The organism is Saccharopolyspora pogona (assembly GCF_014697215.1).
Classification (GTDB): Bacteria; Actinomycetota; Actinomycetes; order Mycobacteriales; family Pseudonocardiaceae; genus Saccharopolyspora; species Saccharopolyspora hattusasensis.
The window spans coordinates 1-21,295 of the sequence record NZ_CP031143.1 but is presented as its reverse complement, the minus strand read 5'-3'; the positions used below and the strand labels follow the sequence as shown (position 1 = coordinate 21,295).

Below are 21,295 nucleotides of genomic sequence, written 5' to 3'. Positions count from 1 at the left end.
ATTCACCCCTTTGGCCGCACATGCGTTCGAATGCGAGTACCCTTCGCGATCACTTGCCGTGACCACTCAAATACTCGCCCTAGGGCAAACGCGTTACCAAAACCACCCACAAATACCAAACGGGGCCGTCCTTGGGTTTACTCCCCAAGGACGGCCCCGACTTTCGTCTTAACCCCAACGCCAGACTATGACGTCTCCACCCGCGCCTTCAAATCCCACAGCTCCCGCAACACCATCTCCACCGCCACCGGGCCATCAACACCCACGAAAAACCCGGACTCAATCTGCTCCCGCAGCCGCGCATAGACCAGCGCGATCGTGTTCGGATCAGCGACCTGGCCGGCCATCGCCCGGATCTTGCGCCACCCGGCGACGCAGTCCGACGCGCACCGGTGATCGCCCTCGCAGCGGTGGACGCGGTAGTGGCCGCGGCCCTCGTCCCACTGACCGACGTGAGCAGCGTGGTGCAGCATCGCGTCATCCCACTCGACAGTCAGCCACGACGGATGCGGCAGGTTGTGGTGGTCGTAGCTGCGGCGCAAGGCCTTTCGGTCGAACTCGCCATTCCACGCGATGATCCTCCGACCATCGAGCGCGGACAGGTCGACCTCGCCGAGCATCGGCTTACCGGCAACGTCGGCGTCGGTGAGTCCGTGCTGCTCGGTAGCGCCCGGTTCGATCGGCACACCAGGGTCGATCAGCTGCTGCAGCACCACGGTTCCGTCGGCGGCGACAGCGGCGATCTCGATGACCATGCCGTCGAGTCCGGTGGTTTCGGTGTCCAGGAACAGCGCGTTGGGATCTGCGAGTACTTCGCGTGCCCAGTCGGCCGCGGCCTGCCTGTCGGCGCGTCGCTGGTCGCTGTTGGGCGCGTCCTGGATCGGCCGCGCCGTGCGTTCGTCGAACACCGCATACGGGGGTTTGCTGCCGTCGGACCAGCAGATCAGCGCCGCCGGCTGGTTCGGGTCGACGGGTACGAGTCCGCGGGCGCGGAGCTTGCTGCGGGACTTCAGGAATGGGGGCGCGTCCTGGGGGGATGCGTAGATCGGTGGTTCGTCGGCCATCTCGTTGACCTCTTCCTGCAGGGGGTGTGGTTGGTGGAGAGAGCCCGACCCGACACCTAACGGTAGGTGCCGGGTCGGACAGTTCACGCTTCGTCGACGTCGGTGACCAGGACCTTGAAGTCGGGTTTGCAGGCAACGTGGGTGCCGCCGAACTCGATGCGCACCCGCCCGTCGGGGAGCGGACGCACCTTGTGGATCGTGAACGGGTACGGCGTTTTGCCTGGCCGGTTGACGTAGAGGTGCCGTTCCGGGTCGACCTGGTCAGCTCGAACGCGATGCACGTACATCGCTGTCGCCCCCGGCCATCCGGGCGCGCTCGTCGGCGAGCTGGCGCGCGTCGCGCAGCAGCTTCTCGGCCTGCGCGGGATCGATCGCGTCCCACTCCATCGGCTTGCGTCCGTCGATCGCCGCCGGCGCCTCGTCGATCACGATGATCTGCTTCATCGGTCCTGCTCCTTCTCCTGCTCGATCTCGCGGACTTGGCGGTCGATGTCGTCGAGTACGGCCTTGGCTTCCTTGGCCGCTTCGGTGTCGCCGCGCTGCTGGGCGCCGACCAGCGCGGCCTGCGCCGGGACTTGGCGGCGTGCCAACGCCAGCAGCCGTTCGGTTCGCTCCTGCTCACGGTTGGTCATCGGGATCTCTCGCAAACTGTGGGCGCGGTAGTCCGTTGCGGCTTCGATCCGGTCCAGGGCTGCGGATTTGCAGTGTCCGTCCCAGCGCACGAACTCGTCGTCGCGTTCTCGCCAGCTCACGTGGTCGAACAGATCCAGGTCGGCTCGGTCGATGTGGTGGGTGACCTGCCACTCCTGCTCGTCCTCGGGGTACCAGGTGAGCACCAGCCGCGGCTCGTCCTCATCGCTGTTGGACAACGCGCTGGGGTGGTGAGCCGCCAGGTACGCCAGCAGCGTCGCGCGTTCCCGGTACAGGTCGCGCTCGGTGGTGGTCGTGTAGCGCGATTTCACCTGCCGCAGCACTTCGTCGCGGTTGGCCGGTTCGAGGTTGGCCAGTAGGCGGCTGATGGCGGTCACCGCGTCGGTAACGGTCCGGTGGTCGGTCATCGCAGCGTCTCCCCGACGTAGAGTGGGAAGCCGATGAACAGCACGGCCGCGCAGAGGATCACGAAGATGGTCCAGAAAGCCCGCACGGTTACCACGCCCTTTCGCCCATGACCCGGTGCCATTCGTCAGTGGTCGCGTTGAAAACGTCGCCGCTGCCAGGGTCCGCGACCATTGCAGCGAGCGCGGCGCCGGCGGCTTGCGCGAGCGTCGCGTGCACCTGGGCGCGTGCCAGAAACTCCGCGGCGTTGCTGATCGGGGTGCCGTCCGGGGTGTGCCCGTTCTTCACCTGGGTGAGGATCATCTCGGCCTGCTGGTAATGCTCGGGTCCGGTCATGTCGGTGTTCTCCTTGCTGTGGTTGGTGGTGAGCCCGGTTGGGCAGACAACGCGCGTCCCCCCGGCCGCGCGCTCTCGTGACTACCGGGATCAGAACAATGCCTGCTCGGTCTTCTCGGTCTCCGGCTCGACGAGCTCGTGCACAGTGATTCCGTTGCGGCGCAGGATCCGCGCCACCCATGCCTCTTCGTCGTCCACGACCGAGCGCGCCATGTCGTCCAGCCCGGCGGCGATCCCGTGGATCTGCTTGTCGTCGGCCCGGACACCGTGCGATCGCAGCGTTTCGGCAACGAACTGGCTCAGCGGGCACGTCGACCGCATCAGCCACTCGTCGAAGTCGATGGAGATCGAACAGATGTCGCCGTAGTCGACGCCGGTACGCAGCTTGGTCATCTGATGCTCCTGTGGTTGGTGGTTGGCGGTGTCAGCTGGCGAGCTGGTCGCGCAGCACCTGCATCTCGGCGTCGCTGATAACGGTGCCCTCGTCGGGCTGCGGCAGTTCGAGCCCGGCGACGATCAGCGAGTCGATCGCGGCGACGACGTCGGCCCTGTCGTGGCCTTCAGCGGTCAGGGTCGTGACGGCCTGCTCGGCGGTGACGGGACGGACGCCGATCACGTAGTCGACGTTGCGCCGGTACAGCGCCCAGATCGCCTTGGTCTGCTCGGACTCCGGCAGATCCATTCGCCAGAAGTCCTCCGCCGATGCCTGGTCGGCGGCGCGGCTCTCTTTCAGCGCCTCGTGAATCCCTTCCAGGAAGGCGTTGCGGCGTCGCAGCTCGGTTCCGAGGGTGGGATTCGACGAACTGCCGTAGGTGTAGGTCTCGCCGTGCTCGCGGATCAAGGCATACAGCTCTTCGTCGGTGAGCTGGGTCGGGTCGGTGGCGCTGGGCTCGGTCATCGGGTCCTCCTTGGGGGTGTGGTTGGTGATGCTGCCCGGCTGGGCGGACAGCATCACCGGACCGCCGCTGTGGGCCGGGGGCTGTCGTGGCTGCTGGCGTCGGTGGGGGAGTTCTTGACTCCGGTGATCTCCCCGTTCTCGGCGACCTGGCAGCGGGTTCCGTGCAGCTCGATGATCTGTCCGGGCTGCAGGTGGCCATTGCGCACCGCGATCACGGCGCGGTGGTAGTCGAAGTACTTCGGGATCTGATCGACTGGCGGAAACAGACCGAGCCAGTCGAGCAGCATGTCGTCGACCTCGATCTGCCCGGCGTTCTTCTTCTCGGCGTAGACGCGGCGGCCCTTGTGCACCCTGACGTCGATCGCGCCGTTGTCGGTCCACTTGGTGGTGACCACGCGGGGCCCGGTTCCGTCGTCGTGCTGGTAGGTGGTGCGGGTGGCCTCGCGACCGAGGTAGCTGACCGTTCGGGGCTTGCTGATGCTGATCGCCATCTCTGTTGCTCCTGTGGTTGGTGGTTCGGTTTCACCGTAGCACGATTGTCAACATAATCCCGGTTATGTTGACTCATGGGGTAGAGTGATCTCAGAACGGAGGAACCAATGACCGAAACTTGCTCCACGCTGACGCAGGTTCAGTACGTGTTCATCGAGTCGAACCCATACGACTCCGCACTTGGCGATCCCGAGTACGCCTCACTTCCCGAACAGTGGCAGGCCACCCTGCACGAACTGCTATCCCAGCCGGACAGTGTTCGGTGCTGGCGTTGTGACGCGCCTGCGGGCTATGTCCTGCGGGAACAGCCCAGCGGCGTCGAGCGGATCGAGTGGGTTCCTATCGGTCTCGCCTGCGAAGGCGACGGGCCGATCGCGGTGCTGTGCGAGGACTGCACTCCGTACGTCCCCGAACAACCGGAATGCACGACCATCGCATGAGCAACAGCGAGATCGAGATCATCATGCCGGAGCCCGGCGCACCTCAGCGCCGGTCGCCCGGCACCGTCGAGCACTACCGCGAGCCCGAACACCGCTGGACGCTCGACCAGCTGCAAGCCTCCTGGCTCGCCGGACACAACACCAGCAAGGCCACGTTCGACGAATACACACGGGATTTCGAGCAATACCGCCGCTGGTGCGAGTCCGTCGACCTGGACCCGCTGACGGTCGGGCTGCCCGAAGTGCAGATGTACGGCGAATACCTCGCGCGGCTCACCAGCGCGCACGGGAAACCGCTGGCCGCGCGCACCCGCACCCGCAAAATCAACGCGGTCAGCTCGTTCTACCGGCACGCCGCCCAATCCGGAGCGGTGGCCTACAACCCCGCGCGTGACGCCCAGCGCCCGAAGTACGACCGAAAGCACTCCCCCACCCAGTCGATCAACGAGGCAGACGCCCGCCGGATGCTGGCCTCAGTACGGAAACTGCCGCAGCGGGTCATGCATCCGCAGGCGTTCCTACTGGTCATCAGCTCGATGATCGACCTAGGCGCCCGTGTGTCGGAGGTCTGCAACCTCGACGTCGACGACATCGGAACCCGCCGTGGCATGCGGGTCCTGACGATGCGCGCCAAGGGCAACAAGATCCGGGTGCGACCGGTCACCGCGCAGTTCGCGCCGATTCTCGATGACTGGCTTGGCCTGCGCCCGAAGGTCGAGGGCGAGCCCGCGATGATCGTGGACAACCGCGGGAAGCGCGTCACCCGCAACCAGATCTACGAGCTGATCAAACGGCTGGCCAAGCACGCTGGGATCGTCGAGGCCGATCGGGTCACCCCGCACTCATGCCGGCACGCGTTCAACGAGATCGCCAAGGCCCGCGGCGCGTCGCTGGAGTCGCGGCGCATCGCGCTCGGCCACGAGTCAGAGGCGACGACCGCGCTCTATGACCACCAGGGAGCCGACCTGGCCACTGATCCGGCACACCTGGTGTCCGCGGCGACGTTCACCAACCACTACGACGAAGACGACGAGGAGCAGTGACGATGGCCCGGTTCAAGCGGCTCACCTGGGACGATCTGAACAACCTCACCCGGGATGAACTCCTGCCGCGGCTGGAGACAGAGCAGGCGTATTGGGCGCGCAAGGTAGCGCGTGGACTGGACGCTGCCGATCGTGAAGCACGCAAGCAGTTCAGCGACATGGTGCTGGCGGTGCTCAACCCTTCCGCGGTCGCCGACAGCATGGCGGAAACCACTGCGTGGCTCAAGGGCGAACGCCCCACGGATTCCTCGTTCTGGCGCGAGAAGCCAGGCGCCGAGTAGCTGTCGGCGGCCCCCGATACAACCGCACCACCAACCACGAAGGAGCAGTGATGATGGAATCCCCCAACGACACCGTGGAACGCCTGGCGCAGCGAGCGTTTGATGAGGCATCCCTGGAGTTGCGCGCCTGGAACTCGCTGGAGTCGCTCATGCGCAAGATCCCTGACGGGATGCGGCAGCGGTTGCTGAGGCAAGCCTGCGAGCGCTACGGCGTGACCGACTGATCACCCGCGTTTCCCCTGGTGGCTCGCCCATCCCATCGCTTCGGGCGAGCCCCGCCAGGCCGTTACAGGCCATCTGAGGGCCCAAAATTTTCGGGTCAACTCCACCAACCAACCGGAACTTGCTGGAGGAAAGACATGACCAACGAACTGACCCCACCACCGTGTTGGGAAGACGAGCGTCAGATGTGGTGGAACCTCACGGAGTTCGACGAGCTTGTGATCGCACAGGACACCACCGACCCGTTCACGTGGTTCGTGTACGCGCCCACTGTGGTCAAGCCTCATGCGCACCTGCACCGCGTCACCATTTCCCAGCTCCAGGAAGTGATGAAGCTTGTCACGGTGCGCACTATGAAACCGGAAGAACGAGCCGGGTTCGTTGACCATGAGTGGCACGAGCTTCTTGACATTCAGGTGCGCTGCGGTGTGGTCACCGAAAAAGAAGCGCTCTCCGCGAAGAACGAAAGATTCTTGGCGGGGCGCCTGCAGGGCGGCAGCTACGGGGACGAGGACTGATCGAGATGAGCGACAAGAGTATGCAAGACCTGGATGCTGCCTACAGCAGGAATCGGGAACGGTGGGCAGAGCTAAGTAAATGGCTGGACGAACGCCAGCACCTGGCAGGAGACGACGTTGCACCGGAGGTGCGGCGCGAGATGGCGTCGGTGTACGAGGAACTCGCCACCATCGCCCGGGCGAATCGTGACCTGATCAAGCAACTGCAACATCTGAACGTCAATTCGCCGTTGCTGTGGTCGGTGTGCAGTGACTCTATCGATCAATTCCGGCAGCTCGCCGACCAGATGGCAGAGTCCGCGAACCGTCAGCGGTCGCGCGCTGAGGAAAGCGAGAGGTCTGATGAACGCTAACGACCTAGACGCTGCGGGCCCGGTGCACGAGCCGATCACCACCCGGTCCGCTGTGCGGGTCAGGCCGCCGTATGACGTGCCGGACCACTCGCTGGACCAGGATCTGCATGCCGACCCCCCAGAATCCCATGAATCGTGGGTGGAACGGGTCCACGCCGACCGCATGGCCGCGCTCCAGGAACCGTTGGGGTTCGAGCCAACAGAGATGGAGCGCGCCACGCTGCAGTGGTTGGCGAGTTATGGAGAAACAGGCACTGTTGCTGCGGTCGCGAGTTTGGAGGATCGCAACCGGCGATTCGGTGAGCAGGAAGGGCGGGCGGCGCAGCTGCGCGAGTCCGTCGGCCAGCTGGCTGATCTGCTGGACGTCACCGACCCGGCCGAGTTGGAAAAGGCGTTGCGGAAGGAGATCAGCAGGATGCGGCGGGCGGCGACCAGACTGGAGAAGGAGACCACCCGATGAGCGATGTCGAGAAGGAACTGCAGCAGCGTTGGGACCATGTGCGCGGCGCCCACTTCGACGTGGACCTGCCAACCCGGACAGAGCTGACCGCGGACATGGTCGCGGCCGGCGCGCGGCTGGTGATCTGGACCGGGTTCGGTTCTACCTCGATGCTGCAACGACGGCTCCGGATCTCGTTCACGCTGGCCAGACAGGTGATGGACGAATTGGTGCGGTACGAAGTCGTCGGCGCGCAGGACGATAGTTCCCGCTCCAACCCGGTGCTGTACCAGCAGGATGCCGCGCACGAGGTGTTCACGTGGATGACCGGGCTGTGGAGGCCCGCCGAGTAGTTCGGGCATAGCAGATGGGCCCGGCTCCTCGGGGGAAGTAGGAGCCGGGCCCATCTTTCATGTTGGTGCCTGCTGGTTCGGGGGTTGGCGACCACGGCCACCAGCGGCACCGAGTTCATTGGTGCTTCGTCTTGTCCTCCTGACGTTCGCCCTGCGGTTCGACGTGCCGGATGCTCGGGCGGGTCGCATCTGGCTGCTTGTGGTGGGGCCCGCGCAGCTGGGAAGCCGGGGGCCGGTGGTTACGGATCCACACGCTGCGCTCGAAGCAACGGGGACAAGTGGCATCCCGGCTGTCGGGGCGCGGCTCGCAGTGGGTGACCTCCATGCCGCACAGCGCCTCGACCGGGCCGAGCGCGCCAAGCGGGCCCACGTAGGCGTGCCGCTGGTAGTACCCCTGAATCCAGCCCAACGGGGTGTCCTTGTTGTAGCGGCAGCGCTGCAGCAGCTCCGCGATATCGCCGGTCGGCTGCGGGATCTGCGGTTCGGCGGCCATCAGGCGGACACCGCCGCGATGCGCGCGTTGAGCTGGTCGAAGCGGGCGGCCCACGTGGTGTGGCAGAGCGGGCAGGGGATGCCACGTGCGCCGCGGGCGGTGGTGACCTCGACCTTGTCGCCGGTGAGCTCGAGTGTTGCGGCGCAGCAGGTTTCGAGGGTGGTGGTGACGCGCTGGCCGGGTTCGAGGAGCACTAGGTGTGTGGGGCCGTCGTCGATGCGGACGAAGCACTCGACGATCAGCCCGAAGTTCGGCACGAGCTGCCATTCGATCGGCTTGGCCGGGTTGATGTAGCCCTCGTCAGCGAACATCCGGGCGGCGGCGTACGCGGCGGCCGGGTTCGGTGCGCTGGTGACGAAGGGGGCGCCGGTCGACGAAGTGGCGGAGATCTTGAACAGGTCGTTCATTGGTGTTCTCCGGGTCTCTGCACTGTGGTTGGTGGTTGGTGACCGGCGCGGGGCGGGCACTTTGGTTGGTGGTTTCGTGGTGCTGGTCAACCGTCCCGCGCCGGTGGTCTACGGTGAGCTGGTCACCATTGAAGATGACCTTAATAGTAGTAAACCCTACCGGGTAGGGTTTACGCATGCGATACGCCGATCGTGTCCCGCCCGTACCCTTCTCCCATCACCAACCAGCGAGGGAGACAAGGCCGTGAGCGGCAAAAGCCCAACCGTCTTGCAACGATCCATTGCGTTCAAAATGATCAAGCTGCGGAAGCAGGCCGGCATGAGCCAGGACGCCGCAGCCAAGGCCACCGGCTACAGCGAGGGCGCGATCTCCCACCTGGAGAACCGTCGCCGACAACCGCAGCGCAAACTCATCCTCGCTCTGCTACGTGCCTACGACGCCGAGCACGAAACCGCCTGGTTCGATGAGCAGCTGAAACTGCTGAAGCGAAAAGACTGGTGGGACAACCTGCCGGATGCGAGGCAGCCCACCGGATTCGAGGTGTTCCTTGGCCTTGAGGACGGGGCGCGGCAAGTGACGTCGTGGGAACCACTGATCATCCCCGGACTACTGCAATCCGAGGGCTACGTGCACATGTTGATGGATCCCATCAACGACCACGTGACCAACGTGACGCTGGAATCCCGGCGACAGGTCCGCCTGCAGCGCAAGGAGATCCTGACGCGCTCAGAATGCCCAGTGCAGCTGTGGGCGATCACCACAGAGTTCGCGCTGACCTCCTACGACGCCCCGGATGCGGTGAAGCGCGACCAGCTTGACCATCTCCTGGAGATGGCGAACCTGCCGACCGTCAGCCTGCAGGTAGTGCCGAACGGTGGTGATGTGATGCGCGCATCGCGTGGCCCGTTCACCATCATGGACTTTGACCAGCCGGACGATCCGGGAGTCGTCTACATCGAGACTCTGGTCCGGGCCATATGGTTCGAAGAGCTTGCCGACATCACCCAGCATCGGCACCTGATGAACCACCTGACGGCGAGTGCGTTGAGCCCGAAGGACTCAGCGAGACTGATCGAGAAGACCCGAAAGGAGGTGTAACGAGATGAGCATGGAGTTCCAAGCCAACTCCTGGCGCAAGTCGTCCCGTTCGGGCGGCAATGGCGCAGGTCAGTGTGTGGAGGTGGCGATCACGAACGCTGCGGTGGGCGTTCGTGACACCAAAGCCCGCGAGCTGGGCCACTTCACGGTGGACCGCCAGCAGTGGGCGGCATTCACCAGCCGCGTGAAGGCCGGCCAGTTCGACATCTGACCTGGCCCTAAACGAACGAGACGCCCCTGGAACGGTGGTCCAGGGGCGTCTCTGTGTTCTGGCGCGGCCGTCGCCGGTTCCATCGTGCCACGCGGGCTGACGCGTTCGGGCGTTTCGCTACGGCCGTTCACAGTGTTGATGTTGTAGGGTTTACTCGATCAGGTGACCCACCCGGTCACAAGACAAAAAGAAACCGCCGCCCCAAGCTTTGGCAGGCGAGGGCGACGGTTTCAACGACCCAAATCGTTCGGTGCCGATGGTACGGGTACACCCCACACCAGCGCTAGCCAGGTGTGGAACGTGTCGCAAACCCGAACCTGGCACCGGGCGGGGAAGGACCATCGTTGTCCCGCGACGAATTCATCGGCGGACTCCGCCGTGGCCGGATGGCTGGCGACCACTTCACGCTTGTCACCAACGCACTCGCCCGTGATCCCCGACTGAGCCTGAAGGCCAAGGGCCTGTTCCTGAACCTGGCCAGCCACAAGGAAGGCTTCGACATCACCGTCGACCTAATCGAGCGCCAGAACAAGGACGGCAAGACCGCCATCGACGGCGCGATCAAGGAGCTGCAGAAGTTCGGCTACGTCTACCGCGGCGAGCGAATCCGCTACCCCGCCGGGACCGTCGACAAGAACGGCAAGAACATCGGCGGCCTGTATGGGCCTTACACCTGGTGGGTGACCGATGACCCCGACGAGGTCGCCCAGATCCTGAAGCAGGTGGCCAAGGAGCGCGGCGACGACGCCGCCTGAACTGCCCCGAGCATGCCGAAAGCGGGCCCCCAACCGGTTAGGTTGGGGGCCCGCTGGCATCTCGTCGTTCCTACTGGTCGCAACCACATCGGATTTTCCGCACTGGTTCTGACCTGCGACGATGCGACAGGCTTCGGCGATGATCACGGAATGATCACACCAGTGCGGGTTTTCGGACATGGTGCGACCTGCATAAACGCCTGTTCGGGCAGGTCGCAACCAGTGCGGGAAAACCAACGTAGGTTTTTCCGCTCTCTTTAGAAGACCACCGGGAGAAGAACACTGGTTTATAGGAAGAACACCACCGGGGGGCTACGCCGCCCCCCGCGCCCCCCGCGCACGTAGGAAACCCCTCCTACGTCGGGGTTCCCTACGTAACAGACTTATGCGCAGCCAACTCTGGACGTGGTCGGGCGCTGGCCTGCTCTGGTGAGGGTGAGTTTCGTAAGTAGACGCGCGCGAGGCGGAGCCCTTCGACCCTGGCACCCGAGCGGCACAGCAAGCGCAGGCTGGAAGCGTGGAACCCTCCGACCAAGACCGAGAGATCGCCCGGATCGTCACCGTCGTTGCCGACCTCGTGGCGTCGGTACGTAGCGAGATCACCCAGCGTCGAGCAGCCGGGGAAGACACCACGTGGTTGGAGCAGGTGCTCGCCGAGCTGGAGCCAGTCGCCCAACAGACCCACGACCTGGAAATCACCCATGCGATCCGCAACGTGGTCACCCGCCACGGCGGTGGCCCATACCCGCCCAAGGACCTGGCGGCCATCGCCGGGATCGACGACATCGACGCGGTGCGGCGGGTCCTGGAGGAAATGGTGGCCGGCGGACTCGCCTGGCATGACGAACCGCGGGACGACTGACCGCGAATGTCAGGCTTGTCAGGCCACCACGCCACGCTGCCGATGTATCGAGCATGACTGACCACGAGGACAAGACGAGCGGCCACGAACGGCCCTACGAAGGGGCCCCCGACCTGCGTTCGTGGCTGGCCGCAGTGCTTCCAGAAGAAGACCCCGCCGACGACGGCCACATGGCGCCCCAAACCGAGTGATCGACGGCGCAGAACGCCTTGAGAGCCCTCGAACCTGCCACGAGGCACAAGATTGCCAACAAGACGATCAGGAGCCTGTACGGGCAAATGGGCCAGCAAACACGACGTACGGGGGCTCTTGATCCCCCGCGATGGCAGGCCACCACGCGATCAGCTGATCCCGCCCCATCAACAGCGCGACCATCATGGGCGATAGCAATCAGCACCGATGAGCCTGCAGAACACCGGAGGGGTTCCGATGACCAACACCGCCCAACGCCTCACAGCACGGCGCGTCACACTCACCGACGATGCTGGCCAGCCGATCCTGCAGGTCGTCACCACCAGTGGCGACGTCATCGACATCGAGGTCAGCTCACAGCAGCTGATGATGATCGCGACCCGGCCGCTGCACGGCATCACCTGCCCGAACTGCAAAGGAAGCGGTGAATCAGGCAAGCACCCGGACGGCGCGGGTATCCCGTGCATCCGCTGCGGCGGAACAGGTAAGGCCTAAAGAGCCCGGACATGGCGATGCCCCGCGGCCCAACCACGACACCGCGGGGCATCTTCTACCCTCACCCCGACCCGGCCAACCACCGGGCGAGCCTGTGCGATCAACAATAGCCGCAAGGCCCGACACCTGGAGGCCCTGAACTCCTGAAACTGTCCCGGGCCCCAAGTTGGAGGGATGCAATGGCATGGGAAGACGAACAACACAGGATGCACGGCATGCTGGACATCGACCGGATAACCCAGATCGAGGACATGCTCGCCGCCGATGCACTCGAAGATGACGATTTGGTTGGCGAGCTCAATATCGCAGGACTCGTTGGGCTTGCCCAGGTTGTGGACCGCTTGGCCAGCGAGCGCCCCTGAACCCGAAGGCCCGCGCCATGCGGAAAGACGACTGACCCGAAACCCTGACAAAGGGGGCTCCCGATACCCACACGTACCGGGAGCCCCTTCGTCAGGTCTGCGAGCGTCGGAGGCCGCGCCAGGATGCCCGAAGGCTCACGGACCCGCCCGTGCCCCACAACGCCGAATCGGCGGTCGTGTTCTTCGACGACATCCACAACACCATCTGCTGACCGGCTTTCAGGCAGAGCGTCGCCGAGCCCGAAAACACCTCGACCGAGCCACCAACCCCCTGCGCCCCGTACCTCTTCACCGGGTTGGCCAGGTAGTCCGGTGGTGCGAGGAACCCCCACCGGATCGAGCTATCACCGCCGCACCACTGCAGCGACCAGTCGAAGTCCCACTCCCCCTCAACCAACGCCGTGAACACCCCGGCCGAGTAGGTACAGCCTCGCGGCTCGTCCACCGTGGACGACAGGCACGTGACCGGCACAGTCGTGTTCCGCAGGGACTGCACCATCCCGGTACCGGACTGCCACGCCCCACCGAACGACCCCGCTGGGAGATCCTCGATCCGGCCGCCACGGGCGAGCGCGGGCAAGTACGGGGTCAACGCCGTGGCCATGAGCTGGTGGCCGGCCGCGGTCGGGTGCATCCCGTCCGTGGTTAGTCCGGCCTTCCACTTCCAGCCAGATGCGGGGTCGGTGATGGCATATCCGACGTCGACGATCCCGGCCAACGGGTGCTCGCCCTCGCCGGCGCGAACCGTCCGCCCGAACACCTGGATCGGGCAGCCATCCCGGAACCAGGTGCGGAGCCGTCCCCACACGCCATCAAGGCCGTTCGTGCCGCCCATGATCTGGTTCGCCCGCGACTGCCCGGCCAGCGTCGACCAGCCGTCCGTGCTCGCAGTCCACGGGGTGATCGTGGTGGCCCACACGTTCGGGCAGCGCTGCGCGAGGTAGCGCCACAGCGCGGTCATGCGGGCCTGCACCATCGCCGTGTTGCTCGAGATGTCGGTGGTGCCATCGGACCGCACAGCGTCGTTGCCGCCCAGGTCGGTGATCACGACGTTGTACCGGGCGAGCAGTTCATCCCGCCACGTCGTGACCTGCGTTGGCAACGACAGTGAATCGGCGCGCTGACCGGACACCGACATCCGGTAGTGCTGGGTCGCTCGCAACGCACGAGGGATGAACCCGCCGGTATCGCCGTCGATGTCGGAGTCGTACAGCCCCTGGAACAGCGAATCGCCCAGCGCCATCACGGTGTTGGGGTTGGGCGACAATCCCTCGACAACAGTCGGCATCGGCAGCGGCGTTCCGACCGGCATCGAGGTCTGGTCGGTGACCGGCTGCACCACCAAGTCGTCGGCCGCGCCCGGCCATGGCGCGGTCGGGAAGTCGCACACGAAGTCCCCGGCGATCGCATCCGCGCCGCTGACGATGCTGCCCACGCCGCCGGTGAAGGCGAGCAGGCCCACCGCCAGCCGCTCCCCTGCCAGCAGCCGCACATCACTAAGGTCAATCGGGTCGGACATGACTGTCTGCCCAGGTTGGACGGTCGCGGTGTCCGTCGTGCCCGTCCACGTCACCGGGAACAACCGCACCGGCCGCCACGGGCCGCCCGCCGCCGGCGACTGCCCGGCGGTCGTGGCCGCGCCCGCCACGTACCGCACGCCGTCGTGCAGCACCTGGTCCCCGACCGCGTAGGCCGTCGTCGCTGACCAGGTGGTGGAGCCGTTGACTTGCCGCCATGCCCCAGCCGGGTACTCGATGGACGCCCGGATCCACACCGGGTTCGGGCCGTCGACCTCCCCGGGGTCGTCAACCTGGCAGTAGACGTTGCGCCACTCCAGGCGAACCTGCTGGATGCCGTGTTGCAGCACCCGCCGCAGGGTGCGGCCGAACCGGGCCGGGGTCTGTGGGATCGCGTCGCGGCTCGGCGCCCCGGTGACCGGATCCAGGTAGTGCGGGTTCAGCGTCGAGCGGGTGGTGACCGGCTGCCACGAGCCGGCCAAGGATGCCGCCATGTCCGCAGTCCTTTCAAAGTCGTTGTTCCTGATCAGGGGGCGAGACACGAAAGAGCCCCCAGCGCCATCGGGCACTGGGGGCTGCTGTGCTTTCCGCCTCACTGGGCCTGCGTGGTGCTACTCGGCGGCGTCGGGCGCAGCGTGCTTCGCCTGCGGTGCGCCGATGCCGCTGCTGGGCGCGATCGGCCGGACGAAACCGGCGAAGTAGGTGCGCATCGAGAAGACCCACGCCGTGCCGATGGCCAGCAGATACGCCCGCCAGTCCGCGCCCGGGACAACAGCGACGGTCGACACCGCGCCGGTAATCGCCGACAACGCCGCAGTCACCACGGATTTCAGCTCGGTACGGGCCGCTGAGTGCGTGACCAGCTCGGTCAGCCACGGGATCACCAGGCCCACAAGTCCGGAGACGACCAGCGCGGTCAGCTCAACGTTGCTCATGCCGCCACACCTCCCGCCAGCCGCTGCGCCAACTCAGTAACGATCGCGTCGGCCTGCGCCTGGTTGTCCTCGCCGAGCGCTGCGCGTACGGACTCGGCCACGACCGGGCCGACGACATCGGCGAGCACCGGGCGCAGCGCAGCGGCGACCTTCGCGGGATCAGCCTGCCCGGCCGCGTTGATCATCGCCGGAAGCTGGAACAACAGGCCGTTGTTGTCGCGGATCGCCCTGACTGCCGACAGCTTGATCTTGCTGTTGGGATAGGTGGACAGCTGCTCGCCCAACAGTGCGTTGACGAGGTCGACGAGCATCGCGACGACCGTGCGCGGCCCGATGTCGGTGCCCCAGCCCTTCGGGACACCGTTGGCGTCCCACGAGCCGACCAGCTCTTTCTCGATGCGCTTCAAGCGCTCGTCCTGTTCGGGGGTCAAGTCGTCCTCCTCCTGTGCGGAAACGGCGCCAGATGCGCCACCAGAGCCGCCGAGCAGCGCGGCAAGCTGTTCGCGGGTGCCGCGGAATGCGTTGCAGTCGACCGGCGAACGGCCAGCGACCCGGCCCTGGTCGGTGAACTGCAGAACAGCGACGCTCAAACCCCCGTAGCCGCCCCACAGGCCATCCAGCCAGGTTTGGTTGCGGGCGTAGACCTCCGAGGCGCTACCGGCGCGATTGGAGGGGTATCGCGAATACCACAGCGGCGGCAGACCAGCCAGGGACGGCCGGCCGAGCTCGCGCCAGTACCACTCCGGCAAATACAACAAGGGCAGCAGATAGCCCTTGTCCCGCAACCGCTGGGTGAGATCCCGAGTCAGCGCGGCCGGGCCGCCACCCTTCTCCACGTCGAGGATCACCGGGCAGTCTTGCGGCACGACTCGTGCAATGTGGTCGGCCTGCGCCGCCGCGCTGACGCTGCCCTCCTGGTAGTGGTAGGCGGCATGCAGCAGGCCCGCGGCGCGGGCGGCGGCGAGGTTGCGGGCGAACTGGGGATCCACCCACGAACTGCCCTGCGTCGCTTTGATGAGGACGAAGTCGAAGCCCTCGGCCCGCGCCTTGTCCAGGTCGATTCCGGCCTGGTATCTCGAAATGTCGATACCCCAGATCACGCCGCCACCCCCTGCAGGTGCTGCCACTTCACGCGGGTGTGGCGGGCGTCAGCGAGCGCGTTGTGCTCCGCGCCGTCCTGCTCGGGGAACTCGGTGACACCGAGCCGCACGGCCTCCTGCTGCACGTCCATCGTGTGCATCGGAATCCCGATCGGGAGGTCCATCATCGTGCCCCAGAGCTGGCACAGGACGACATGGTCGTATGCGCCATAGTCGGCCCACAGCTCCGGCTTGCCATCCCGTAGCAGGAAGTCGCGCACCTCCTCCGCGATGCGCTTGCGGTGCTTGACCAGCGGATCGGCGAAGTCGATCGGCAACCGACCCGGGATCGAGTGCCGCCGGTCCCCGTGCCCCTGAGGCAAGTGCGGGACGACGTTGGCCATCAGCCACGCATGCTTTTTGATCCGCCGCCACGGGGCGTCTTCGACGACGGCGTAGTACTCGCGGCCGTCCTCGGCGACGATGCCGATCGAGATCAGGTCGATAGTTCGGCCGTCCTCGATGAACTCGGTGTCGTACCAGTGCCTCATGGGCGCCCCTTGGTAGTCGGTAGCAGCCCGCCGTTTTCGTCCGGCGGCGGACGGGTGGCGGTGACCGTCGTCGTCTCGGTCGTGGTCTCGGTTGTGGTTTCTGTCGGCGGAGCAGTCGGCCCGCCGGATGCTGTGCACGAGTACGTCGGCGCCGTTTCCGGGCTGCCCTCGTCACGGGTGCACCGCTCGGTCGAGCCGTCGGCGCGCTGCACCGTCCAACTCGCCGGCGGTGCGCCACGCGCTCCACGGGGAAGCTCGCCGGCGTCCTGCGTGGTGCCGTCGTCGTAGGTGATGATCAGGCGGCCCGTAGAGCCGTCCACCGACGCGATGCCCCGCCCGGGAGCGCCGTCGCGGCCCACGATCCGACCGAGGTTCTCGCGGGCGCCGTCGCTGTAGATGACGACCAGGTCGACGCCGTCAAGCACCGTGGCGACCACGCCGCGCCCTGGCTCCCCGGTCGCCCCCGTCGCGCCGGGCTGCCCAACGACCTGCCCGACATCACGCCGGGTGCCATCGGTGTACGACACGACCAGGCGCCCGGCCTCGATCGCTGTTGAGGTGATGCCGCGCCCGTCCTCACCCGGCACCAGCTCCAGCACCGGTGGCGCTTGCTGCTTCACCTCGGCCGCCTTCTGGCACGCCTGGCCAGCACGATCACGGACGCTCTGATCCGTCGCACATAGCTGATCCAGCGGGGCGGCCACAGCCTTCGCATCCGCTGCAAGCGCAGACACCTGCGCCTGCAACGCCTCCTGCTCCGCACGCGCCCCTGCACGGTCCACGAAGTAGAGGACAGCGAAAGCCGCGACCGCGGCGACGACGATGCCCGCCATCGCAAACAGCGGCCAGTTCCGGCGGGACGTACTACGGGCGGCGTCTTTGGCTGCCTGTCTCGCACGATCACTGATCACGGTTCCCCCTGTGCCAGCTTGCGTAACTGAGCTTCGAGCTCGGCGATCTTCTTGCTCTGCTCGTCATCGATCTCGGATGCGGCTTTCTCCGCGGCGGCTTTCGCCTGCCGGTTGCCGCTGCGAATCGCGGTGACCACAACACCGATCGCACCGCCAACAGCGGTGATGAGGGTTCCGATCGCGCCGAGCAGTGTCGAGATGTCACCCACGACGTGCCCTCCATGGGGATCAGGCAGGGGCGGGAGTCGAATAAAAATCCGCGTACGACACCAGACCGGACGTGTTGGTGCGCGCTGCGTCGACGTACCAGCCGGCGCCGTCGTTGCGCAGCACAATCGACGTGTTCGCTGCGTACGACGGCGACGAGGAGCCCATCAGCAGATACAGCGTGGTGCTGGACGCGGCGAGCCCCGCGTTGATCTGGTGCGCGGCAAGGAAGTCCGCCACTGGCTGGGTGTTCGTGCCGTCCCACGTTTGCGCAGCCCACAGCGTGGGCGGGACGACGTAGCGGGATACGACGGGTCGGTCATTGGTCGCTCTCTTTCGCTCAGAGGCCCACGCTCAGAGGCCCATCCAGGTGGCCGACAGCAGGTTTCCGTTCGCGCGCCAGATCCCCACCGATCCGCCAGTCGTCCAGCACGCTGCGTAGATCGACACGGGTTGGTTGGCGGCGAGGGTGAGCGTCGTGCTCGATGAGATGGCGTCGGCGACGCCTGAGTTGAGCCCGTACCGCTGCCCGCCGGGTGTGTTGCTGGCGGTGCCGAGCGCTAGGTAGATCGCGCGCATCGCCGACGCGCCGCCGACGAACTGCACGGTGAACGTGAACATCCAGCGGCCCGCACGGGTGGGAGTGAACGTGCCCGCGGACAGCGAGCATCCGACTGGGCTGCCGATCAGCACACCGATATCGGTGATCTTCACGCCCACGCCGCCGCCACCGGAGCCGTTGGAGATGGTGGTTCCGCCGGCGTTGGCGCCGTCATCGGTCCAATCCCCGCACGGGGTGGACGCGATGCTGCCGCTGCGCCCAGCTCATCGAGCCGCTGCCGCACCGCGGCAACCTCGGTGCGCATGGTCGCCGGCACCGGCGCCCGCCCCGGCGGAATCGAAGGCATCGTCATGCGACCACACCCCCATCACCTGCAGATCAAGCGTCGCTGTCCACGGATCCATCCCGGAGCCGATCGACAAGATCCGGCACGCGTACTGGGCGTCATAGATCCACGCGTGATCGCGCACCTGCATCACCGCGGTGTCTCCCGTAGAGAGCGCCTCGATCGACGGTGACCCGGTCGGTAGCCCGGACGGGTTGCGGCCATCGATGCGGATCGTGGCCTGCGCCGTCCACAACGGAGGCATGAAAGTCCGCAGGGTGCCGGTGGCGTACGAGGAGATCACCGCTTGCGAGGTCTCCGACAGGTGCGTGGTGTCGGCGGTCTGCATCCACGGCCACCCTGCCGCCGGCCAGGTCATGTCAGAGATTTCGGCGTAGGTAAAGGTCCCGGAGGTGGTCCGGTTGTCCGCGCCTTTTGCGATCACTCCGAACGCCTGGCGACTGCCGTCGAGCGTCGTCTTCAGCGACTGGCATGCCTGCCGGTAATCCCAGACGTGCGGGTAGCCGAGCTGTCCAAGTCGCGGTTCGCCGACCCGCATGCGCCACACGATCGCCTGCTGCGACGAGTCATTCCACTCGCACACGAACTCGATTTCAGGCCCGGCATCCTGTTGCGTGAGCTCGGTAAGGCGTTGCCCGGTGTAGGCCAAATCCGTGACGGCGTAGGTGACCGTCGCCGACCCGGCGACCAGGTCCGGCAGCCGGATCGGCAGCGCGTACTGGCCGGCGTTGGCCAGGTAGATGCCCACCAGGCGCGCCGCCACCGATCCCCAGGACAGGCTGCGGTTGGCCAGGTCGGGGCTGGTCGGCGAGAAGATCACGTCGGCCTGTGTCACAGACTGACCTGCTCCGCAGTAGGCCACCAGCGCTTTTTTCCCGAGGAACTCCCACAGCGTGGCCGTGCGCACCGTCGCCGAGAACCCTTGCATGTCGTCGAAGTCGAACCCGGTCAACAGCCCGGCCTGCAAGATGCTGTTGCCGTAGGCGTAGACGACGGTCCAGCGCCACGGCTCGGTGAGCATGGTGTACGTGTCGTCGTCCAGGCGAGGGGATAGCGACACTTGCGCGGTGAGTGAGCCGGTGTTGTTCAGCTGCCGCTGCCACGTCGGAACCTGGTTGCCCATGGGCAACTCGGCGTGCACCTGGCCGGTCACAGTGTTGGCCAGCAGTAACCGGTGACCGCCGGCAGCGGGCGTGGTCATGCTGGCACGACCTGCACCGTCAGGGGTTACGCACGTCAGCGCCCCACGTGACGCTACCGCCGCCGAGCACGTCGATTTTCAGACGGACCGTGCTCGCGCCGGTGAAAATGGTGCCGCCGATCGGCACGACCGGACACCGGTTGTCCCGCCCGGCCCTGCCGTGGCGATCGCGCCGGCGAAAGGCCCGTTGTTGACGTTGCAGTAGTAGTTGATCGTCGTCGGCGACGAGATCGAAATGAGCTTGAACAGCGTCGAGGCGATCACCCGGTACGGAAACCCTGGATCCGGGATGTTCAGGCTGATCAGCGTGTTGTTCGCGCCGGTGATCACGCCGGTGACGTTGTTGTTGCCGTCCGGGGTGCCCGGATAGGTCTGGGTGAACGTGGCGCCCATCGTGCCCCGCCACAGGCTCTGTGTGGCGTCCCAGTAGTCCATCAGCTGCGGCCACGGCGCCGCCGCCTTGCGGATCCGCAGCTCCCCGTCGATGCGGCCCGTGTCCAGCACCGAGTCGCCCGGCAGCATGTACCTCACCCCGCCAGTGAGCGCGGTCGACATCCGCTTGTCGGTGATGTTGCTGCTGGTGATCGTGGTGACGGTCGCATTGACCCGGACCTCGGCCAGCTTCACCGCCCATCCGGCAGGTCCGTCCGCGCAACCGGACTCGCCGCAGGCGTCCCAGTGAGCACGTCGACGACTGGGCCGTGCCCAGGGTCGGTCGGGATCGACGCCTGGTCGTAGACCGTCGCGAAGATGACGTCGATGCGCGGTTGGTGGCGTTCGCGGTCGAAATCGGCACCACGATCGTCGATTCCGACCAGCCCAGATACGGGCCCTGGCCGGTGCGCTCGCACACCAGGTGCCCGGCGAGTACGTCGACGTTCATGCTCGCGGTGGTCTGCTGCTGCACCCGCAGCGACGTGCAGCCGCTCACGTCCCAGTTGTGCGGCAGCACGCCGTTGCGCACCGCCAACGGGTTCGCGGACTTGACGTCTGGCAGCAGCAAACCCGAGATGAACTTCCGCATGTCCCGGCCGTTGTTCAGGCCGGTGATGCCGTCCGCCGCTGTGAGTGGGACGGCGTCGGTCAGCGCGACAGCCATTTGTGGACCGGGCCTTTCAGTAGTAGGAGACGCGCCAGCTGGCGGTCATGCTCGCCTGCGCGTTCTGCACCTCGGCCGTGAACCGGACGTCGACAGAACCGCCGGCGGGAATCTGGAACCAGTTCGCGCCGGTCAGATAGCTGCGCCGGTTGACGCCGTTGAGCTGCACCGCACCGGATCCGGTGTTGATGACCAGCACGTCAGTCGATGACAGCACCCGTTGTAGGTGATCCACGACGTGCCAGTGGAGATCGACGGGTTCTGCGCCGGCCGGTAATCGTCGCGATCACATCGGCCGGCGCGGTCCCGTCGGTGTTGTCCAGCCGCACCACGCCGGTACTCACCGCGCACCCACGACAGCCCGGATCCCCGGTCGGGCCGTTCCACCGCGTACCGGAGCCGCCGGCGGGCCCGTTCCAGGCCACGCCCCGGCCCCGGACTGCGCCATCTGTGTTGATGCGGTGCGGGTGACCACGTCCAACAGGCGAGGCTCGGGCGCGGTGAACTGCAGCGAGT

At 66.2% G+C, this 21,295-nt stretch carries 37 protein-coding genes; 15 read left to right on the top strand and 22 right to left on the bottom strand.

The window, feature by feature from the left end; genetic code table 11:
• Positions 1 to 185 precede the first annotated feature (185 nt).
• The 8 genes from DL519_RS44240 to DL519_RS44205 all read right to left on the bottom strand — a co-directional run bounded on the left by DL519_RS44240 (position 186) and on the right by DL519_RS44205 (position 3,845).
• Positions 186 to 1,064: a 3'-5' exonuclease gene (locus tag DL519_RS44240; protein ID WP_190824727.1), complete on the bottom strand. Its 879-nt coding sequence runs from the start codon at positions 1,062 to 1,064 to the stop codon at positions 186 to 188.
• Between the two features lie 83 nt (positions 1,065 to 1,147).
• Complete coding sequence (locus DL519_RS44235) at positions 1,148 to 1,351, bottom strand: hypothetical protein (RefSeq protein WP_223840495.1); 204 nt, start codon at positions 1,349 to 1,351, stop codon at positions 1,148 to 1,150.
• A complete protein-coding gene (locus tag DL519_RS44230; RefSeq protein ID WP_190824725.1) occupies positions 1,326 to 1,508 on the bottom strand; it encodes a hypothetical protein in 183 nt (60 codons plus the stop codon). The genes DL519_RS44235 and DL519_RS44230 overlap by 26 nt, the downstream gene beginning before the upstream one ends.
• The gene (locus DL519_RS44225) at positions 1,505 to 2,122 is read right to left on the bottom strand and encodes a hypothetical protein (protein WP_190824724.1); all 618 of its coding nucleotides are present in this window, start codon (positions 2,120 to 2,122) and stop codon (positions 1,505 to 1,507) included. Before DL519_RS44225 ends, DL519_RS44230 begins: the two co-directional genes overlap by 4 nt.
• A gap of 88 nt (positions 2,123 to 2,210) precedes the next feature.
• Positions 2,211 to 2,456, bottom strand: a complete 246-nt coding sequence (locus tag DL519_RS44220) for a hypothetical protein (protein WP_190824723.1) — start codon at positions 2,454 to 2,456, stop codon at positions 2,211 to 2,213.
• A 90-nt stretch (positions 2,457 to 2,546) separates the two neighbouring features.
• Complete coding sequence (locus DL519_RS44215; protein ID WP_190824722.1) at positions 2,547 to 2,849, bottom strand: hypothetical protein; 303 nt, start codon at positions 2,847 to 2,849, stop codon at positions 2,547 to 2,549.
• Between the two features lie 31 nt (positions 2,850 to 2,880).
• A complete protein-coding gene (locus DL519_RS44210; RefSeq protein WP_190824721.1) occupies positions 2,881 to 3,354 on the bottom strand; it encodes a hypothetical protein in 474 nt (157 codons plus the stop codon).
• A gap of 53 nt (positions 3,355 to 3,407) precedes the next feature.
• Positions 3,408 to 3,845 carry a hypothetical protein gene (locus tag DL519_RS44205; RefSeq protein ID WP_190824720.1) on the bottom strand — a complete coding sequence of 146 codons (438 nt, stop codon included), beginning with the start codon at positions 3,843 to 3,845 and terminating at the stop codon, positions 3,408 to 3,410.
• Positions 3,846 to 3,953: 108 nt separating this feature from the next.
• Here DL519_RS44205 and DL519_RS44200 point away from each other — a divergent pair, with 108 nt between their 5' ends.
• The 8 genes from DL519_RS44200 (at position 3,954) to DL519_RS44165 (ending at position 7,495) form a co-directional block, all read left to right on the top strand.
• The gene (locus DL519_RS44200) at positions 3,954 to 4,286 is read left to right on the top strand and encodes a hypothetical protein (RefSeq protein ID WP_190824719.1); all 333 of its coding nucleotides are present in this window, start codon (positions 3,954 to 3,956) and stop codon (positions 4,284 to 4,286) included.
• A complete protein-coding gene (locus tag DL519_RS44195; protein WP_190824718.1) occupies positions 4,283 to 5,329 on the top strand; it encodes a tyrosine-type recombinase/integrase in 1,047 nt (348 codons plus the stop codon). The genes DL519_RS44200 and DL519_RS44195 overlap by 4 nt, the downstream gene beginning before the upstream one ends.
• A gap of 2 nt (positions 5,330 to 5,331) precedes the next feature.
• Complete coding sequence (locus tag DL519_RS44190) at positions 5,332 to 5,610, top strand: hypothetical protein (RefSeq protein WP_190824717.1); 279 nt, start codon at positions 5,332 to 5,334, stop codon at positions 5,608 to 5,610.
• 50 nt (positions 5,611 to 5,660) lie between these two features.
• Positions 5,661 to 5,834: a hypothetical protein gene (locus DL519_RS44185; protein WP_190824716.1), complete on the top strand. Its 174-nt coding sequence runs from the start codon at positions 5,661 to 5,663 to the stop codon at positions 5,832 to 5,834.
• 135 nt (positions 5,835 to 5,969) lie between these two features.
• Positions 5,970 to 6,350: a hypothetical protein gene (locus tag DL519_RS44180; RefSeq protein WP_190824715.1), complete on the top strand. Its 381-nt coding sequence runs from the start codon at positions 5,970 to 5,972 to the stop codon at positions 6,348 to 6,350.
• Positions 6,351 to 6,355: 5 nt separating this feature from the next.
• Positions 6,356 to 6,703, top strand: a complete 348-nt coding sequence (locus DL519_RS44175; RefSeq protein ID WP_190824714.1) for a hypothetical protein — start codon at positions 6,356 to 6,358, stop codon at positions 6,701 to 6,703.
• Entirely contained in the window at positions 6,693 to 7,163 is a 471-nt protein-coding gene (locus tag DL519_RS44170; RefSeq protein WP_190824713.1) for a hypothetical protein, read from the top strand. Before DL519_RS44175 ends, DL519_RS44170 begins: the two co-directional genes overlap by 11 nt.
• Positions 7,160 to 7,495, top strand: coding sequence for a DNA translocase FtsK (locus tag DL519_RS44165; RefSeq protein ID WP_190824712.1), 336 nt, complete (start codon positions 7,160 to 7,162; stop codon positions 7,493 to 7,495). The genes DL519_RS44170 and DL519_RS44165 overlap by 4 nt, the downstream gene beginning before the upstream one ends.
• A 115-nt stretch (positions 7,496 to 7,610) precedes the next feature.
• Here the strand turns inward: DL519_RS44165 and DL519_RS44160 are convergent, their stop codons facing one another.
• Together DL519_RS44160 and DL519_RS44155 are read right to left on the bottom strand one after the other, a co-directional pair.
• Complete coding sequence (locus tag DL519_RS44160; RefSeq protein WP_190824711.1) at positions 7,611 to 7,988, bottom strand: hypothetical protein; 378 nt, start codon at positions 7,986 to 7,988, stop codon at positions 7,611 to 7,613.
• Positions 7,988 to 8,395, bottom strand: coding sequence for a hypothetical protein (locus tag DL519_RS44155; RefSeq protein WP_190824701.1), 408 nt, complete (start codon positions 8,393 to 8,395; stop codon positions 7,988 to 7,990). The genes DL519_RS44160 and DL519_RS44155 overlap by 1 nt, the downstream gene beginning before the upstream one ends.
• A 292-nt stretch (positions 8,396 to 8,687) precedes the next feature.
• On the opposite strand from DL519_RS44155, the gene DL519_RS44150 reads away from it, so the two are divergent.
• The 7 genes from DL519_RS44150 (at position 8,688) to DL519_RS44120 (ending at position 12,371) form a co-directional block, all read left to right on the top strand.
• Positions 8,688 to 9,494: a helix-turn-helix domain-containing protein gene (locus DL519_RS44150; protein ID WP_223840494.1), complete on the top strand. Its 807-nt coding sequence runs from the start codon at positions 8,688 to 8,690 to the stop codon at positions 9,492 to 9,494.
• A gap of 4 nt (positions 9,495 to 9,498) precedes the next feature.
• Positions 9,499 to 9,705, top strand: coding sequence for a DUF397 domain-containing protein (locus DL519_RS44145; protein ID WP_317891452.1), 207 nt, complete (start codon positions 9,499 to 9,501; stop codon positions 9,703 to 9,705).
• A 344-nt stretch (positions 9,706 to 10,049) separates the two neighbouring features.
• Positions 10,050 to 10,460, top strand: a complete 411-nt coding sequence (locus DL519_RS44140; protein ID WP_190824699.1) for a hypothetical protein — start codon at positions 10,050 to 10,052, stop codon at positions 10,458 to 10,460.
• Between the two features lie 517 nt (positions 10,461 to 10,977).
• Positions 10,978 to 11,322, top strand: coding sequence for a hypothetical protein (locus DL519_RS48165; RefSeq protein WP_223840493.1), 345 nt, complete (start codon positions 10,978 to 10,980; stop codon positions 11,320 to 11,322).
• A 53-nt stretch (positions 11,323 to 11,375) separates the two neighbouring features.
• Positions 11,376 to 11,513: a hypothetical protein gene (locus DL519_RS44130; RefSeq protein WP_190824698.1), complete on the top strand. Its 138-nt coding sequence runs from the start codon at positions 11,376 to 11,378 to the stop codon at positions 11,511 to 11,513.
• A 208-nt stretch (positions 11,514 to 11,721) separates the two neighbouring features.
• Positions 11,722 to 12,009 carry a hypothetical protein gene (locus tag DL519_RS44125; protein ID WP_190824697.1) on the top strand — a complete coding sequence of 96 codons (288 nt, stop codon included), beginning with the start codon at positions 11,722 to 11,724 and terminating at the stop codon, positions 12,007 to 12,009.
• Positions 12,010 to 12,224: 215 nt separating this feature from the next.
• Positions 12,225 to 12,371, top strand: coding sequence for a hypothetical protein (locus DL519_RS44120; protein ID WP_190824696.1), 147 nt, complete (start codon positions 12,225 to 12,227; stop codon positions 12,369 to 12,371).
• Positions 12,372 to 12,462: 91 nt separating this feature from the next.
• Here the strand turns inward: DL519_RS44120 and DL519_RS44115 are convergent, their stop codons facing one another.
• From DL519_RS44115 to DL519_RS44060, 12 genes are all read right to left on the bottom strand, one after another.
• Complete coding sequence (locus DL519_RS44115; RefSeq protein ID WP_190824695.1) at positions 12,463 to 14,382, bottom strand: GDSL-type esterase/lipase family protein; 1,920 nt, start codon at positions 14,380 to 14,382, stop codon at positions 12,463 to 12,465.
• A gap of 117 nt (positions 14,383 to 14,499) precedes the next feature.
• Positions 14,500 to 14,823: a hypothetical protein gene (locus DL519_RS44110; RefSeq protein WP_190824694.1), complete on the bottom strand. Its 324-nt coding sequence runs from the start codon at positions 14,821 to 14,823 to the stop codon at positions 14,500 to 14,502.
• Complete coding sequence (locus DL519_RS44105) at positions 14,820 to 15,923, bottom strand: glycoside hydrolase family 25 protein (RefSeq protein WP_190824693.1); 1,104 nt, start codon at positions 15,921 to 15,923, stop codon at positions 14,820 to 14,822. Before DL519_RS44105 ends, DL519_RS44110 begins: the two co-directional genes overlap by 4 nt.
• Positions 15,920 to 16,453, bottom strand: a complete 534-nt coding sequence (locus tag DL519_RS44100) for a 3'-5' exoribonuclease domain-containing protein (RefSeq protein WP_190824692.1) — start codon at positions 16,451 to 16,453, stop codon at positions 15,920 to 15,922. Before DL519_RS44100 ends, DL519_RS44105 begins: the two co-directional genes overlap by 4 nt.
• Positions 16,450 to 17,364 carry a hypothetical protein gene (locus DL519_RS44095; protein WP_223840492.1) on the bottom strand — a complete coding sequence of 305 codons (915 nt, stop codon included), beginning with the start codon at positions 17,362 to 17,364 and terminating at the stop codon, positions 16,450 to 16,452. Before DL519_RS44095 ends, DL519_RS44100 begins: the two co-directional genes overlap by 4 nt.
• Entirely contained in the window at positions 17,361 to 17,573 is a 213-nt protein-coding gene (locus tag DL519_RS44090) for a hypothetical protein (protein ID WP_190824690.1), read from the bottom strand. The genes DL519_RS44095 and DL519_RS44090 overlap by 4 nt, the downstream gene beginning before the upstream one ends.
• A 19-nt stretch (positions 17,574 to 17,592) precedes the next feature.
• Positions 17,593 to 17,811, bottom strand: a complete 219-nt coding sequence (locus DL519_RS44085) for a hypothetical protein (protein ID WP_190824710.1) — start codon at positions 17,809 to 17,811, stop codon at positions 17,593 to 17,595.
• Positions 17,812 to 17,925: 114 nt separating this feature from the next.
• Positions 17,926 to 18,291, bottom strand: a complete 366-nt coding sequence (locus tag DL519_RS44080) for a hypothetical protein (RefSeq protein ID WP_190824709.1) — start codon at positions 18,289 to 18,291, stop codon at positions 17,926 to 17,928.
• 105 nt (positions 18,292 to 18,396) lie between these two features.
• A complete protein-coding gene (locus tag DL519_RS44075; RefSeq protein WP_190824708.1) occupies positions 18,397 to 19,680 on the bottom strand; it encodes a hypothetical protein in 1,284 nt (427 codons plus the stop codon).
• A 78-nt stretch (positions 19,681 to 19,758) separates the two neighbouring features.
• A complete protein-coding gene (locus tag DL519_RS44070; RefSeq protein WP_190824707.1) occupies positions 19,759 to 20,307 on the bottom strand; it encodes a hypothetical protein in 549 nt (182 codons plus the stop codon).
• Positions 20,304 to 20,531: a hypothetical protein gene (locus DL519_RS44065; protein WP_190824706.1), complete on the bottom strand. Its 228-nt coding sequence runs from the start codon at positions 20,529 to 20,531 to the stop codon at positions 20,304 to 20,306. The genes DL519_RS44070 and DL519_RS44065 overlap by 4 nt, the downstream gene beginning before the upstream one ends.
• Before the next feature lie 264 nt (positions 20,532 to 20,795).
• Positions 20,796 to 20,996 (bottom strand): phage distal tail protein, encoded by a 201-nt coding sequence (locus DL519_RS44060; RefSeq protein ID WP_190824705.1) that lies wholly within the window; start codon positions 20,994 to 20,996, stop codon positions 20,796 to 20,798.
• Positions 20,997 to 21,295: the final 299 nt, after the last annotated feature.

Bases quoted from the DNA above. Each gene is read 5' to 3' on its own strand.
- DL519_RS44110 (WP_190824694.1), bottom strand. From the start codon at position 14,823: ATGAGCAACGTTGAGCTGACCGCGCTGGTCGTCTCCGGACTTGTGGGC.
- DL519_RS44120 (WP_190824696.1), top strand. From the start codon at position 12,225: ATGCTGGACATCGACCGGATAACCCAGATCGAGGACATGCTCGCCGCC.
- DL519_RS44195 (WP_190824718.1), top strand. From the start codon at position 4,283: ATGAGCAACAGCGAGATCGAGATCATCATGCCGGAGCCCGGCGCACCT.
- DL519_RS44210 (WP_190824721.1), bottom strand. From the start codon at position 3,354: ATGACCGAGCCCAGCGCCACCGACCCGACCCAGCTCACCGACGAAGAG.
- DL519_RS44100 (WP_190824692.1), bottom strand. From the start codon at position 16,453: ATGAGGCACTGGTACGACACCGAGTTCATCGAGGACGGCCGAACTATC.
- DL519_RS44220 (WP_190824723.1), bottom strand. From the start codon at position 2,456: ATGACCGGACCCGAGCATTACCAGCAGGCCGAGATGATCCTCACCCAG.
- DL519_RS44200 (WP_190824719.1), top strand. From the start codon at position 3,954: ATGACCGAAACTTGCTCCACGCTGACGCAGGTTCAGTACGTGTTCATC.
- DL519_RS44240 (WP_190824727.1), bottom strand. From the start codon at position 1,064: ATGGCCGACGAACCACCGATCTACGCATCCCCCCAGGACGCGCCCCCA.
- DL519_RS44170 (WP_190824713.1), top strand. From the start codon at position 6,693: ATGAACGCTAACGACCTAGACGCTGCGGGCCCGGTGCACGAGCCGATC.
- DL519_RS44235 (WP_223840495.1), bottom strand. From the start codon at position 1,351: ATGTACGTGCATCGCGTTCGAGCTGACCAGGTCGACCCGGAACGGCAC.
- DL519_RS44145 (WP_317891452.1), top strand. From the start codon at position 9,499: ATGAGCATGGAGTTCCAAGCCAACTCCTGGCGCAAGTCGTCCCGTTCG.
- DL519_RS44150 (WP_223840494.1), top strand. From the start codon at position 8,688: ATGATCAAGCTGCGGAAGCAGGCCGGCATGAGCCAGGACGCCGCAGCC.
- DL519_RS44165 (WP_190824712.1), top strand. From the start codon at position 7,160: ATGAGCGATGTCGAGAAGGAACTGCAGCAGCGTTGGGACCATGTGCGC.
- DL519_RS44185 (WP_190824716.1), top strand. From the start codon at position 5,661: ATGATGGAATCCCCCAACGACACCGTGGAACGCCTGGCGCAGCGAGCG.
- DL519_RS44115 (WP_190824695.1), bottom strand. From the start codon at position 14,382: ATGGCGGCATCCTTGGCCGGCTCGTGGCAGCCGGTCACCACCCGCTCG.
- DL519_RS44175 (WP_190824714.1), top strand. From the start codon at position 6,356: ATGAGCGACAAGAGTATGCAAGACCTGGATGCTGCCTACAGCAGGAAT.
- DL519_RS44160 (WP_190824711.1), bottom strand. From the start codon at position 7,988: ATGGCCGCCGAACCGCAGATCCCGCAGCCGACCGGCGATATCGCGGAG.
- DL519_RS44205 (WP_190824720.1), bottom strand. From the start codon at position 3,845: ATGGCGATCAGCATCAGCAAGCCCCGAACGGTCAGCTACCTCGGTCGC.
- DL519_RS44180 (WP_190824715.1), top strand. From the start codon at position 5,970: ATGACCAACGAACTGACCCCACCACCGTGTTGGGAAGACGAGCGTCAG.
- DL519_RS44215 (WP_190824722.1), bottom strand. From the start codon at position 2,849: ATGACCAAGCTGCGTACCGGCGTCGACTACGGCGACATCTGTTCGATC.
- DL519_RS44075 (WP_190824708.1), bottom strand. From the start codon at position 19,680: ATGACCACGCCCGCTGCCGGCGGTCACCGGTTACTGCTGGCCAACACT.
- DL519_RS44155 (WP_190824701.1), bottom strand. From the start codon at position 8,395: ATGAACGACCTGTTCAAGATCTCCGCCACTTCGTCGACCGGCGCCCCC.
- DL519_RS44230 (WP_190824725.1), bottom strand. From the start codon at position 1,508: ATGAAGCAGATCATCGTGATCGACGAGGCGCCGGCGGCGATCGACGGA.
- DL519_RS44190 (WP_190824717.1), top strand. From the start codon at position 5,332: ATGGCCCGGTTCAAGCGGCTCACCTGGGACGATCTGAACAACCTCACC.
- DL519_RS44125 (WP_190824697.1), top strand. From the start codon at position 11,722: ATGAGCCTGCAGAACACCGGAGGGGTTCCGATGACCAACACCGCCCAA.
- DL519_RS44130 (WP_190824698.1), top strand. From the start codon at position 11,376: ATGACTGACCACGAGGACAAGACGAGCGGCCACGAACGGCCCTACGAA.
- DL519_RS44225 (WP_190824724.1), bottom strand. From the start codon at position 2,122: ATGACCGACCACCGGACCGTTACCGACGCGGTGACCGCCATCAGCCGC.